8 protein-coding genes are annotated in these 13581 nt (G+C 63.7%); 5 read left to right on the forward strand and 3 right to left on the reverse strand.

Annotated features, from left to right (window positions below):
* Positions 1–108: 108 nt before the first annotated feature.
* From LPJGGPFB_RS27125 to hpaH, 5 genes are all read left to right on the forward strand, one after another.
* Positions 109–5565 (forward strand): alpha-2-macroglobulin family protein, encoded by a 5457-nt coding sequence (locus LPJGGPFB_RS27125; RefSeq protein ID WP_210264620.1) that lies wholly within the window; start codon positions 109–111, stop codon positions 5563–5565.
* A gap of 8 nt (positions 5566–5573) precedes the next feature.
* Positions 5574–7655 (forward strand): penicillin-binding protein 1C, encoded by a 2082-nt coding sequence (pbpC, locus tag LPJGGPFB_RS27130; RefSeq protein WP_173423044.1) that lies wholly within the window; start codon positions 5574–5576, stop codon positions 7653–7655.
* A gap of 279 nt (positions 7656–7934) precedes the next feature.
* Positions 7935–8594 carry a response regulator gene (locus LPJGGPFB_RS27135; RefSeq protein WP_173423045.1) on the forward strand — a complete coding sequence of 220 codons (660 nt, stop codon included), beginning with the start codon at positions 7935–7937 and terminating at the stop codon, positions 8592–8594.
* Between the two features lie 209 nt (positions 8595–8803).
* On the forward strand, positions 8804–9418 hold the full coding sequence (locus LPJGGPFB_RS27140; RefSeq protein WP_173423046.1) for a LysE family translocator: 615 nt from the start codon (positions 8804–8806) through the stop codon (positions 9416–9418).
* Positions 9419–9599: 181 nt separating this feature from the next.
* Positions 9600–10439, forward strand: coding sequence for a 2-oxo-hept-4-ene-1,7-dioate hydratase (gene hpaH / locus LPJGGPFB_RS27145; RefSeq protein WP_173423047.1), 840 nt, complete (start codon positions 9600–9602; stop codon positions 10437–10439).
* A gap of 18 nt (positions 10440–10457) precedes the next feature.
* Here hpaH and LPJGGPFB_RS27150 read toward each other — a convergent pair whose 3' ends face one another.
* The 3 genes from LPJGGPFB_RS27150 to hyi all read right to left on the reverse strand — a co-directional run bounded on the left by LPJGGPFB_RS27150 (position 10458) and on the right by hyi (position 13558).
* Positions 10458–11726, reverse strand: coding sequence for a glycerate kinase type-2 family protein (locus LPJGGPFB_RS27150; protein WP_173423048.1), 1269 nt, complete (start codon positions 11724–11726; stop codon positions 10458–10460).
* Between the two features lie 126 nt (positions 11727–11852).
* Entirely contained in the window at positions 11853–12737 is an 885-nt protein-coding gene (gene glxR, locus LPJGGPFB_RS27155) for a 2-hydroxy-3-oxopropionate reductase (RefSeq protein WP_173423049.1), read from the reverse strand.
* 5 nt (positions 12738–12742) lie between these two features.
* The gene (hyi, locus tag LPJGGPFB_RS27160) at positions 12743–13558 is read right to left on the reverse strand and encodes a hydroxypyruvate isomerase (RefSeq protein WP_173423050.1); all 816 of its coding nucleotides are present in this window, start codon (positions 13556–13558) and stop codon (positions 12743–12745) included.
* Between the last annotated feature and the right edge of the window lie 23 nt (positions 13559–13581).

Consider the following 13581-nt stretch of genomic DNA (forward strand, 5'->3'; position numbering starts at 1 on the left):
ATTCCTGCGCAAATCGTCTTTCAACTCTTGGACGTCCAAGGTTGACAAGGCGTCCCGAACCTTGAAAAGGTGAAGCTCTATCGAGACCGGTTGCGTTGGGAGGACTTGATGTCTGTGCGCGCGTTTTTCGGCCTTTCCACTCTCCTTGTTTCTGTTCTGACCGTTGGATATCCAGCTTTTTCGGCCGAGACGGGTCGCCAGGTCGAGATCACTCAGGACGCTGACTACTTCGGCTTCGATCTGCGGACCGAGCAGAATGTTTCCCTGGAGCAGTGCGAGACCGCCTGCATCGCGGATCAATCCTGCCGTGCGTTCACCTACAATCCCAAGGTGAAATGGTGCTTCCTGAAATCCGACTTCAACCAGTTGAACGACTTTGCGGGCGCCATCGCCGGCAAGGTCGTGCAGGCACAGGCCGTGCAGCCTGATCTTGGCGCACCACCACGTCTCTCCTTCCTCTCCGACCAGATCCTGCAGGATGCGCGCGACGCCAAGGCGAACCTTGCACTTGCCGACGACCAGCAGGGCTTTGGCGTCAACGGCCTGATCGAATCGGCGCGTGTTCTGGCGTCGTCGGGGACGATCGACGCCGCGTTGAAGGCATTCCAGGGCGCGCTTGCGATCACTCCCGACGACAGTGAACTGTGGCTCGAGACGGCACGCACGGCAAACCGGATTACCGGCAATACCGATGTGGCGACGCAGGCCGCTCTTGCGGCAATCAACGGCTATCAGTTGACCCGCACCGCCGAAAGCCGCGCCCATGCACTGGCAGTTCTCGCCAAGGCGCTGGAAAATTCCGAGAATTTCCGCGGCTCGCTCAATGCCTACAAGGCCAGCCTTGAGCTGGTGCAATCGAAGACGGTCGAGACCGCCTATCTCGACCTGAAAGAGCGCAAGCGCTTCCGCGTCATTGAAAATACCGTCGACGCCGACAGCGCCTCACCGCGCGCCTGCGTGCAGTTCTCCGAGCAATTGCTGAAGAGCGGCGCCGACTATGCCTCGTTCGTCACGGTCGATGGCGCTGCCGCAAAGGCGGTGGAAGCCAAGGGCGACCAGATCTGCGTCGAGGGTCTGTCGCATGGCCAGCGATATAAGCTGACGCTGCGCACCGGCCTGCCCTCGTCGGTCGACGAAGTGCTGGAAGCACCGGTTACTCTTGAGGTCTACGTCAAGGATCGCGGCCAGGTCGTGCGCTTTACCGGCGACAGCTTCGTGCTGCCGTCGACGGCGCGCCGCGGCATTCCGATTGTTTCCGTCAACACCGACAGCGCCAAGCTCAAGCTCTATCGGATCGGTGACCGCAGCTTGGCGCAGGTGCTGCAGAATTCGCAATTCCTGACACAGATCGACGGTTACAGCGCCCAGCGCATTCAGGACGAAAGCGGCGAACTGGTCTGGGAAGGATCGCTCTCCATCGAGAGCGTGCTCAACAAGGAAGTGGTCACCAGCTTCCCTGTCGATGAAGCCTTGCCGAAGCGCAAGGCCGGCGTCTACGTGCTGACGGCTGCGTCCGAAACCGGCATCAGCCAGGACTGGGATGCCCGTGCCACCCAATGGTTCGTCGTCTCCGACATCGGCGTATCGACCTACGCAGGCACCGATGGGCTGAATGTCTTTGCCCGGTCGCTCGCGACCGCCAAGCCGATCGAGGGCGTCGAGCTGCAGCTCGTCGCCAAGAACAACGAGATCCTCGGAACGGCGACGACCGACGGAGACGGCCGTGCCACCTTTACCGCCGGCCTCATCCGCGGCACGGCCGCGCTGACCCCCGCTGTGATCACCGCCAGGAACGGCGAAGACGATTTCGTCTTCCTGGACATGACCCGGGCCGGCTTCGACCTGTCGGATCGAGGCGTGACCGGCCGCGCCGCCCCCGGTGCGATCGACATTCTTGCCTGGACCGAACGCGGCATCTACCGTGTCGGCGAAACGGTGCATGCGGCAGCGCTCGCCCGTGACGTCAACGGCGAGGCGATCGAAAACCTGCCCCTCACCGTCGTGTTCTTGCGTCCCGATGGCGTCGAATACCGCCGGATGATCAGCGATGGCGGCAAACTCGGCGGTCACACGCTTGACCTTGATGTTCAGGAAAACGCCATGCGCGGCACCTGGACGATGCAGATCTTCACCGACCCCAAGGCCTCACCGATCGGAGAAAAGCAGTTCCTGGTCGACGATTTCGTGCCGGATCGCACCGAGTTCGATCTGACGAGCGAAGCCAAGGAAATTGCCATCGGCGAACCGGTACAGGTCGCCGTCGATGGCCGTTATCTCTATGGCGCACCGGCCGCCGGGCTTGAGCTTGAGGGCGAAGTCGTTCTGAAGCCCACACGCGAAAATGCTGCCTTCAAGGGATACTTCTTCGGCCTTGCCGACGAAGAGGCGAGCGAGGACACGCGCCTGCCGCTCGAAGAGCTCTTACCCCTCGATGACGAGGGCAAATCGACGTTCGACGTCGCGCTCGCCGAAGTCCCATCCACGACACAACTCATCAATGCCAACGTCACCGTCCGCATGCGCGAGGCCGGAGGCCGTGCCATCGAACGCTCGCTGACGCTGCCGGTAAAGCCGGAAGGGCCTGTCATCGGCATCAAGCCGGAATTCTCCGGCGACCTTCAGGAGAACTCGGTCGGCAAGTTCCGCGTGATTGCCATCGACCCCGATGGCAGCAAGGCCGCCATGCCGGGCGCGCTCTGGAAGCTCATCAGCGTCGAGCGCAACTATCAATGGTACCGCGACGGAACCGCCTGGAAGTATGAGCCGGTTGTCACCACCAAGCAGATGGCAAACGGCACGGTCGACGTGACCGCCGATGGCGGCGAGATCTCAGTGCCCGTCGGCTGGGGCCGCTACCGTCTCGAAGTCGAGACCGCCGCCCTCGACGGCCCGACGTCGAGCGTCGAGTTCGATGCCGGCTGGTATGTCGCCTCGACGTCGACCGAAACGCCGGATGGTCTCGAAATCGCGCTCGACAAGGAAAACTACGCCGTCGGCGAGACTGCCAAGCTCAAAGTGTCTCCGCGTTTTGCGGGCGAACTGCTCGTGACCGTCGGAACGGAAGACTTGGTGACGACGAAGAGTGCGACGATTGCGGCCGAAGGCGGTGAGGTCGATCTACCCGTTACCGCCGAATGGGGCGCCGGCGCCTATGTGACCGCGACGCTCTACCGCCCCGGTGACGCGCAGGAAAGCCGCATGCCGATGCGCGCGATCGGCATCAAGTGGCTGACCGTCGATCCGGCCGAGCGCAAGCTCGCCGTCGCCCTCGAAGCGCCCGAAAAAACCGAGCCGCGCAAGCCGCTCGATATCAGCCTGCAGGTGGCAGGCGCCGGCGCAAATGAGGAAGCCTATGTCACGATCGCCGCGGTCGACGTCGGCATCCTGAACCTCACCCGTTACGAAGCGCCGGATCCCGCCGCCTGGTATTTCGGTCAGCGTCAGCTGGGTCTCGAAATGCGCGATCTTTACGGTCGGCTGATTGACGGCTCGCTTGGCGCGACCGGCAAGTTGCGCACCGGCGGCGATGGCGGCCAGGTGGCACTGCAGGGAAGCCCTCCCACCGAAAAGCTCATGGCCTTCTTCGAAGGCCCGGTGAAGCTTGATACCGACGGCAAGGCGACCGTCAGTTTCGACATCCCGCAGTTCAACGGCACCGCACGCGTCATGAGCGTCGCCTGGACGAAGTCCGGCGTCGGCCATGCGGTGCGCGACGTCGTCATCCGCGATCCCATTGTGGTAACCGCGAGCCTGCCGCGGTTCCTGGCACCGGGAGACCGTGCCGAACTCAGGCTCGATATCGCCAACACCGATGCGCCAGCGGGCGACTACCAGGTCCAGTTGACGACCAACGGGCCGGTCACCGTCGAACAGGCTGGTCCAAGTGAAACGGTCCGCCTCGATGCTGGCGGCAAGTCGGTCCTGACGCTGCCGCTGGTCGGCCAGTACCCGGGCGACGGCCAGGTCACGGTCCAGCTCACCGGCGCTTCCGGGCTATCCCTCGAACAGGCGCTCAACATTCCTGTGCGCCCGGCGACCTTGCCGGTGACCCAACGGCAGGTGGTCAATTTGGCGGCGGGCAGCAGCCTGACGATCGACGGCCAACTGCTGGCCGATAGCGTGCTGCAGGGCGCCTCGGTGTCGCTCAGCGTCACCCGCTCGGCCGCCTTCGACATTCCCGCCATCCTGATGTCGCTCGACCGCTATCCCTATGGCTGCGCCGAGCAGACGACGAGCCGCGCGCTGCCGCTGCTCTACATGAGCGAACTTGCCAAGCAGTCGGGCCTTGCAGATGACGACGAAGTGACGAAGCGGGTGCAGGAGGCGATCTATCGCGTGCTCTCCTACCAGTCGTCATCAGGCAGCTTTGGCCTGTGGGGCCCGGGTTACGGTGACCTCTGGCTCGATGCCTATGTCACCGACTTCCTGACGCGCGCACGCGAACTGAAATACGACGTGCCCGAGGCAGCGATGGTGCAGGCTCTCGAGAACCTGCAAAACGGCCTGGGCTACGACACCAACGTCAAGGATCGCGGCAACGAGATCGCCTATTCGCTCTATGTGCTGGCGCGTAATCGCAAGGCTGCGGTCAATGACATCCGCTATTACGCCAACACGTTGATCAACGATTTCCCGACGCCGCTCGCCAAGGCACACGTCGCAGCAGCCCTCGCGCTCTATGGCGATGCCCAGCGGTCGCAGGAGATCTTTGCGTCGTCCGCCAACATGTCGACGGGCCACGTCAATGTCAGCCTGTCGCGGTCCGACTATGGCTCTTCGCTTCGCGACGATGCGGCAGTCTTGGCGCTGGCCGCCGAAAGCCGCCCGGTTCCGCCGATCATCCCGGAACTGTCGAAGATCGTCGCACGGCAATGGGAGCAGAAGAAATACACCAGCACACAGGAACAGGCCTGGATGTTGCTGGCCGCACGCGCCGTTCAGGGCGGTGACGAAGACATGCTGCTGGACGTGAACGGCGCTTCGAAGAACGGCGCTTACGCCGCGCGGATCACCGGCGACGCCCTGCTGTCACACCCGGTCGTGATCAAGAACGAAGGTGCTGACGCCGTCTCTGCCGTGGTGACCACGGTTGCGGCCCCGGCTCAGCCACTGTCGGCCGGCGGCGATGGTTTTGCCATCGAACGCACCTACTACACGCTTGACGGCGCCGAAGCCAATGTGAGCCAGGCAAGGCAAAACGAGCGGTATGTCGTGGTGCTGAAAGTGACCGAAACCAATGACTGGCCGTCGCGGGTTCTCGTGTCGGATCTGCTGCCGGCAGGCTTCCAGATCGACAATCCGAGCCTGGTCGACAGCGCCCAGTTGAGCAACTTCGAATGGCTCGGTGAGATCACCGCGACCCACACGGAGTTCCGCAACGACCGGTTCGTCGCCGCCTTCGACCGGACCTCAGGAGACAGCCGCGAGCTGACGCTCGCCTATGTCGTGCGCGCCGTGAACCCTGGTGTCTACGATCATCCGGCTGCAAGCGTCGAAGACATGTACCGGCCGCAGTTCTCGGCCCGCACCGCGACCGGGCGCATGGAGGTCTTGGCAGCGCGATAGGCCAAACGATGTCGATAGGGCACAAACTGCTGATCGCGATACCCGTCGGCCTGTTGCTGACGGGGCTATCGGCCTTTGCCCTCGATAAGGCCGACCGGGCATTTCCGCCGCCGCTTGAGACGGCCGGCATCGTCTCCCGGGAGGTTCTCGACGCCGACGGCCAATTGCTGCGAGCCTTTGCGACGCCTGACGGTCTCTGGCGGCTGAAGACGACGGTCGATGACGTCGATCCGCAGTTCCTGCGCATGCTGGTCGCCTATGAGGACCAACGCTTCCGGGAACATGCCGGTATCGACATCCTCGCGCTCGGGCGCGCCGCGCTGCAATTCGTCAGCAACGGCCGCATCGTCTCCGGCGCGTCCACGCTTTCGATGCAGGTGGCGCGGCTGATCGAACCGCGCGAGCAGCGAAGCGTGACGGCCAAGCTGCTGCAGATTGCTCGCGCTATTCAGATCGAACGCCGGCTTTCGAAGGACCAAATCCTCGATCTCTATCTCAGCCACGCCCCCTATGGCGGCAATCTCGAAGGCGTGCGCGCAGCCAGCCTTGCATGGTTCGGCAAGGAGCCGAAACGCCTTTCGGTCGGCGAAGCTGCCTTGCTCGTGGCGCTGCCGCAATTGCCGGAAAAGCGCCGGCCCGACAGAAATCAAGCAGCCGCCGAGACTGCTCGCCAGCGCGTCTTGACCCGCATGGCCGTTGCCGACGTGATCGGCGAAGGCGAGGCTGGGCGCGCGGCGATGACCGCCATTCCGACGCGCCGCCTTCAGTTGCCTGCCTATGCCGCGCATCTGGCCGAGCTCGCGCTGCGCAAGCAGCCGACCGCCGTAAAGCATCAAACGACGTTGCGCCGCAGTGTTCAGCGCGGGCTCGAGGCGGTTGCGCGCGATGGCGCCGCCAAGTTGGGGCCGAGGGTGTCCGTCGCCATGATCATGGCCGATGCCCGCACCGGCGAGATCATCGGCGAAGTCGGCTCGGCCGATTACTTCGATGCAAGCCGCTCGGGCTGGATCGACATGACGCGGATCAACCGCTCACCCGGATCGACGCTCAAGCCGTTCATCTACGGCCTCGCCTTCGAGGAAGGCCTGGTCAGCCAGGAAACCATCATCGAGGACCGCCCAGCCGATTTCTTCGGCTACCGCCCGCGCAATTTCGACATGAGCTACCAGGGCGACGTCAGCGTACGCCAGGCGCTGCAATTGTCCTTGAACGTGCCGGCCATCCGGCTGCTCGACGTCGTCGGCCCTGCCCGGCTGATGGTGCGGTTCCGCCGCGCCGACGTGAAGCCGGTGCTGCCGGCCGGCGAGGCTCCGGGTCTCGCAATCGGCCTCGGCGGCGTTGGCATGACGCTGCGCGACCTCGTGCAGCTCTATGCGGGTCTCGCCAATCGCGGCTTCCCCGTGCGCCTCGGTGATGGCATCACGGGCACGACCGGGCTGATCGACGGGGAGCCGCTTCTTTCCCCGGTTTCCGCCTGGCATGTCTCGGATGTGCTGTCCGCCGTTCTGCCGCCGGCGGGAAGCCGCCAGCGGGGCATCGCCTACAAGACCGGCACCAGCTACGGCTACCGCGACGCTTGGTCAGTCGGCTATGACGGCCGGTATGTTCTCGGCGTCTGGGTCGGGCGACCAGACAACGGCGCCGTTCCCGGCCTGACCGGCTATGGCTCCGCCGCGCCCATCCTGTTTGAAGGCTTTGCCAAATCCGGCCTGCCGATCACGCCGCTACCGGATGCGCCGGCCGGTGCCGTACGCATCTCGCAGACCGAGCTGCCGATCAGCCAGCGCCGCTTCTCGATGACGGCAAGCGGGCTGGTCAACGCCTCGGCGCGCGAGCCAGCACCACAGATCGTCTTTCCGCCCGAGGGCGCGCGCGTCGAACTGGGCGCCGGCCTTGAGACGATGTCGCCGCTGACCCTGAAGCTGCAAGGCGGTCGCGCGCCCTTCCGCTGGCTTGCCAATGGCAAACCGCTGCCCGACCCGACCCGCAGACGGACGACGCAGTGGCAACCGGATGGGGCCGGCTATTCCACCCTCACGGTGATCGACGCCATCGGGCGGGCGGCTAGTGTTCGCGTCTTCATCGAATAGCACTCGGCCGCATTCCTCAATTTCAGCACTCCGCTCGACGCGTGGTCGCGTGCGGCGATGCCCACTGGCACGCAGCCCTATCCGACGCCCCCGAACCTCCAACACAGGAGCAACCGGTAGTAGACCGATAATCGGCGAACAGCACCGCGTAAGATTCACGAAGTAGTAAGTTTTGTCGGCAGAGGGTGCGGATGCTTGCGCCGTGCCGCCGCATAACCTCCGCTCGACAGCCTGTCTACGGTCGCCGAACGATGCTGATTTGAATGAAGGATTGCTTGGATGTCGAAGGCCATGACCGTCATCGTTGCCGACGACCACGCCATCGTGCGCGAAGGCTTGAAGATGCTGCTGTCGACGATGGCGGATGTAACCGTGGTTGCCGAGGCCGCCGACGGCGAGGCCGTGCAGGTACTTGCCCGCAGCGAACCGGCAGACCTTCTGGTCCTCGACCTCGGCATGCCGGGTGTTACCGGCATCCAGTTCATCGCCGATATCAGGGCGATGGCGCCAAGAATGAAGATCCTGGTGTTGACGGCCAATGTCGAACCGAGGACGGTTCGCGCTGCCATTGAGGCCGGGGCCAACGGTTATCTCACCAAGAACGGCGACCCCGCCGAACTTGCAGACGCCGTAGATGCGCTCCGTGCCAACGACATCTATCTCGCCCAATCGATCCGCTTTGCCGTCAGCGACCCGGCCCGACAGACGCTGCCGTCGGCGACCGACGAAGCCCTTTCGCCCATTCCGCTCACCCGGCGGGAGATGCAGATCCTCTCGCTCGCAGCCCAGGGGCTGACGGCACGCGAGATCGCCGAACGGCTTGGCATCAGCCCGCTCACCGCCCGCAAGCACCGCGAAAACCTGATGCGCAAGCTCAGCCTGCACAGCGCCGCCGAGATCGCCGCCTACGCGGTTCGCATCGGCCTGCCCATCGGCTGAGATCCGCATGCGGCACCTGCTCCTATTGGTGACGTTCGCTTAACCACCACAATATTAGCAACGGGTTCGAAACGACGAAATACGACACCTGCCGTATGTCGCATCGATACAACCAAGCGTAGTTCTCCCCCTGCTCGAATTCCGGACTGAACGGATCGGGCTGAACGCCACGCTGCTGGAAAGGCAGCCGGCGAACCGGAGGAACCGCCATGCCCTCGATTGACCACTGGATTTCGTTTGCAGTCGCGACCGCGATCTTTGCCTGCATGCCGGGACCGGCCATTCTCTATATGACCGCGCAGACCCTGGCGCATGGGCGTAAGGCCGGTTTCCTCGCGGCGCTCGGCATTCATATCGGCTGCTATGTGCATATCGCCGCAGCAACGCTGGGGCTTGCCGCCCTTCTCGCTCACGCTCCGTTTCTCTATGCCGCAATCAAGCTTGCGGGTGCCATCTATCTGGTCTGGCTTGGCGGCACGATGCTGCTCGGCATCGGCAAACATGACGGGCACAAGACGGACGCCAAGCCGGGTGTGCTGCGCGACAGCATCGTCGTCGAAATTCTCAACCCGAAGACGGCACTGTTCTTCGTAACGTTCCTGCCGCAATTCGTCGATCCGGCAGCGGCGATGCCAGTCACGCTACAGTTCCTGATCTTCGGGATGCTCGTCAACCTGGCGTTGTCTGCGGCAGATGTCGCAGCGGTGCTGCTCGCGTCGCTCACACTTGGTCGTTTCACCGGCGGCCAAAACCGCCTGGTTCCGCGGGCCTGCGGTTCGATCCTCATCGGGCTTGGAATGCTGCTCGCAACGCAATCCGTCTGACGTGCGGACGCCGTGATCAAGTGCCGCCCCATGCCGACGTTCCATAAGCGGCGATCCCCTTTCCTATCGTGGCTGTTTCAGCGATGATATCGGCGCATTGAACGTCAGCGGAATGCTCGAAATCCTTCGGATGCCCATCGCCAAGGCATGGCCGGCGTCTGCGTGAGAGGAAGGCGGTCGCATGCTTAGTCTTGCCGAGATTTCCGAAGCAGCCGAGAGCCTTCAGCGGGCCGAAGTCGATCGCTGCCAGATTGGCCTCTTGTCACTCAAGCACCCGGGTATGACTGTCGATGAAGCCTATGCGGTTCAATCCGCCTGGGTCCGGCGCAAGCGGGACCTCGGTCGACGGATCATCGGCTTCAAGATCGGCTTGACCTCGAAGGCGATGCAGCAGTCGCTCGGCATCGATACGCCGGATTCCGGCGTGCTGTTCGACGACATGCAGTTTGAGGACGGCGCGACCATTCCCGCTGACCGCTTCATCCAGCCTCGGGTGGAGGCGGAGATCGCCTTCGTGATGAAGGCACCGCTCAAAGGGCCGCGCGTCACCGTCTTGAACGTGCTCAACGCCACCGACTTCGTCATCCCAGCCCTGGAGATCCTCGACACCCGCATCCTCAGACGTGATCCCGAGACGCAACAGGCAAGAGGCATCGCCGATACGATCGCCGACAACGCCGCCAATGCCGGACTCCTCCTCGGAGGGCGGCCGATGCGCGCGGACGCGGTCGACATGCGCTGGATGGGTGCGATCCTCTCACGCAATGCCGAGGTCGAAGAAACCGGATTGGGCGCCGGCGTTCTCAATCATCCCGCCCGCGGTATCGCCTGGCTCGCCAACCGGCTGGCACAATACGGCGATGCGATCGAGCCGGGGCAGATCGTGCTTTCCGGCTCGTTCGTGCGGGCAGTGGAAGCGCGCAGTGGCGACACGTTCGTTGCCGATTTCGGCAGCCATGGCACGGTCAGCTGCCATTTCAGCCAGAGCGCGCCGCCTGACCAATCGACGACAACGGGTTAGTGCACTTTCCTCGCAGCGCTACTGCACCAGGATGGCGCGGAAGTCGTTGACGTTGGTCCCGGTTGGTCCCGGCTTGAAGATATCGCCAAGCGCATCGAAAGCGCTCCAACTGTCGTTGCGCTGCAAAAATGCTGCCGCATCAAGCCGCTGGGCGGCGAGCCGGGCGATGGTGGTGCCGTCGGCAAAGGCACCGGCATTGTCCTCGGAGCCGTCGATGCCGTCGGTATCAGCCGCGAGCGCCGATACGCCGCTCGCACCATCTATGCCGAGCGCCAGAGACAGAAGGAATTCGCTGTTGCGTCCGCCCTTGCCTGCACCCTTTATCGTCACTGTCGTCTCGCCGCCGGAGAGAACCACAACCGGTTTGGCGAAGGGCCGACCGCGCCCGGCCACCTCGCGGGCGATTGCCGCGTGGACACTGCCGACATCGCGCGCCTCGCCCTCGATCGCATCCGACAGGATGATCGCCTCGATCCCGGCCTCCCGCGCCTTGGCGGCAGCGGCTTCGAGCGAGACGGAGGCGGAGGCGATCAGGCGCACGTCATTGTCGGCGAAGCGCGGATCGGACGGTGACGGCGCGTCGGCCGCCGGATCTGCGAGCCATGCCAGAACCTTTTCGGGCAGTTGCAAACCGTAGCGCTCGACGATCTTCAGGGCATCGGCGCGCGTGCTTGCATCCGGCAGCGTCGGGCCGGACGCGACCAGCGCCGGGTCGTCACCGGGAATGTCGGAAACGATGAGCGAGACAACCTTGGCAGGATAGGCTGCGGCTGCAAGCCGGCCACCCTTGATCATCGAGACATGCTTGCGCACCGCATTCATGGCACTGATCGGCGCGCCCGAGGCAAGCAATGCCCGGTTGACGGCAACTTCGTCGTCAAGCGAAAGCCCGGGAGGCGGCGCGGGCAACAAGGCAGAACCACCACCGCAGACAAGGGCGACGACCAGATCGTCCGTCGTCAGGCCGCTGACTTCGGCAAGCAGGCGTTGCGCGGCCTGAAGGCCGCTCTCGTCCGGCAGGGGATGCGACGCCTCCAGCACCTCGATGCGCTCGCAAGGGGCTGCGTAGCCATAGCGGGTGACGACAACGCCAGAGAGCGGGCCGTCCCAGTGACGCTCAAAGGCCTGAGCCATCTGGGCTGCACCCTTGCCGGCACCAACGACAACGGTGCGGCCCCTCGGCCGCTCCGGCAAATTGGCGGCGATCACCAATGCCGGATCGGCGGCGGCAACCGCCGAGGTAAACAACGTCTCCAGAAACCTGCGTGGATCGGTGATGGCTGGCATTGGTATCCCCCTGATAACGAAGTCGTCTCGGGCGGCGGTTCCTCCAACCGCCGCCCGGACACATGATCGGTCCGATGCAATGGGTCCACGGACGGATCATGCGCATTTACATGGCCGGCAACGGCCTCACGCGACCTGATGGTTCGCCATGCGCTCGAGAGCACGCACCAGGCCGGAATGGTCGAGCCCGCTGTCGCCATTGGCGGCGCAGTTATTGAACAGTTCCTGCGTCGCTGCCGTGTTCGGCAGCGAAATGCCGAGGGACTTTGCACCCTGCAGCGCGAGGTTCAAGTCCTTCTGGTGCAGCGAGATGCGGAAGCCCGGATCGAAGGTGCGCTTGATCATCCGGTCACCATGGACTTCGAGGATGCGCGAAGAGGCAAAACCGCCCATCAGCGCTTCGCGAACCCGCGCGGGATCGGCGCCGGCCTTCGAGGCGAAGACGAGTGCTTCGGAAACCGCCTCGATGGTGAGCGCAACGATGATCTGATTGGCAACCTTCGTCACCTGGCCGTCACCGCAATCGCCGACGAGCGTGATATTCTTGCCCATCAGCTGAAACAGCGGCAGAGCGCGGTCGAAGCTTTCCTGCGAACCGCCGGCCATAATCGACAGCGAGGCGTTCTTGGCGCCGACTTCACCGCCGGAGACCGGCGCATCGACGTATTCCGCGCCGGTTTCGCGGACCTTCTTGGCGAACTCCTTGGTCTCGATCGGTGAGATCGAGCTCATGTCGATGACAAGCTTGCCCTTGGAGAGGCCGTAGGCGACGCCGTTCTCGCCGAAGAGGACGTCTTTCACTTCAGGCGTATCCGGCAGCATCAGGATGATGGTGTCGACGGTTTCCGCAAGCGCCTTCGGCGTCTCGACGAATTTCAGGCCGTTGTCGAGGAGTTCCTGCCGCGGCGGGATGGCGAATTTCGAGGTGATGACCGTGTGTCCGGCATCCTGCAGATGGCGTGCCATCGGCGTGCCCATGATGCCCAGTCCAATAAAGCCGATCGTTGCCATTGTGCTTAACTCCTGATCTTGATGATATCTGCGGATTGCGTGCGCTTGCGCTCAGTGCCAAGCCAGCCGAGGCCTTCGGCCGTCGTGGTGCGTGGCTTGTATTCGCAGCCGATCCAGCCGTCGTAGCCTGCCTCTTCGAGCGCATCGAAGACGTAGGGGTAGTTGATCTCCCCGGTCCCCGGCTCGTTGCGACCAGGATTGTCGGCGAGCTGAACGTGGGCGATGCGATCGGCAAAGCGCTTGTAGGTGCCGATAAGTTCGCCCTGCGTGCGCTGCTGGTGGTAGAGGTCGTACTGGATGAACAGATTGTCGCTGCCGACCTCGTCGATGATCGAGGCGGCCTGCTCGACCGTGTTGAGATAGAATCCGGGAATATCGAAGTCGTTGATCGGTTCGATCAACAGGCGAATGCCCTGCTTGCCGAGTTCGCTTGCCGCAAGCCTGAGATTGGCGACCAGCGTGCTGCGCAGCACCTCTTCCGAGATGCCCGCAGGTGCGATGCCGACCAAGCAGTTGACCTGTTTGCAATCGAGCGCGGTCGCATAGTCGATGGCGCTCGCCACGCCCTTGCGGAATTCGTCGATCCGATCGGGAAGGATAGCGATGCCGCGCTCGCCACCGGCCCAGTTGCCGGCCGGCAGGTTGTGCAGCACCTGCGTCAGCCCATAACGCTGCAGCTCGCCGCGCAGGCTCACTTTCTCGAATTCATAGGGGAAGAGATACTCGACACCTTCGAAACCGGCCTTGGCCGCAAGGGCAAAACGATCGAGGAACGGCGCCTCGGTAAACAGCATTGTCAGGTTCGCAGCGAACTTCGCCATGCGGTGGTTCCTCCTTGTGATTG

The sequence above is a fragment of the Ensifer adhaerens genome (assembly GCF_013283195.1).
GTDB classification, from domain to species: Bacteria; Pseudomonadota; Alphaproteobacteria; order Rhizobiales; family Rhizobiaceae; genus Ensifer; species Ensifer adhaerens_G.

Coding starts and splice junctions, on each gene's coding strand:
- LPJGGPFB_RS27140 (WP_173423046.1), top strand. CDS start 8,804: ATGCCCTCGATTGACCACTGGATTTCGTTTGCAGTCGCGACCGCGATC.
- hpaH (WP_173423047.1), top strand. CDS start 9,600: ATGCTTAGTCTTGCCGAGATTTCCGAAGCAGCCGAGAGCCTTCAGCGG.
- LPJGGPFB_RS27125 (WP_210264620.1), top strand. CDS start 109: ATGTCTGTGCGCGCGTTTTTCGGCCTTTCCACTCTCCTTGTTTCTGTT.
- LPJGGPFB_RS27150 (WP_173423048.1), bottom strand. CDS start 11,726: ATGCCAGCCATCACCGATCCACGCAGGTTTCTGGAGACGTTGTTTACC.
- LPJGGPFB_RS27135 (WP_173423045.1), top strand. CDS start 7,935: ATGTCGAAGGCCATGACCGTCATCGTTGCCGACGACCACGCCATCGTG.
- hyi (WP_173423050.1), bottom strand. CDS start 13,558: ATGGCGAAGTTCGCTGCGAACCTGACAATGCTGTTTACCGAGGCGCCG.
- pbpC (WP_173423044.1), top strand. CDS start 5,574: ATGTCGATAGGGCACAAACTGCTGATCGCGATACCCGTCGGCCTGTTG.
- glxR (WP_173423049.1), bottom strand. CDS start 12,737: ATGGCAACGATCGGCTTTATTGGACTGGGCATCATGGGCACGCCGATG.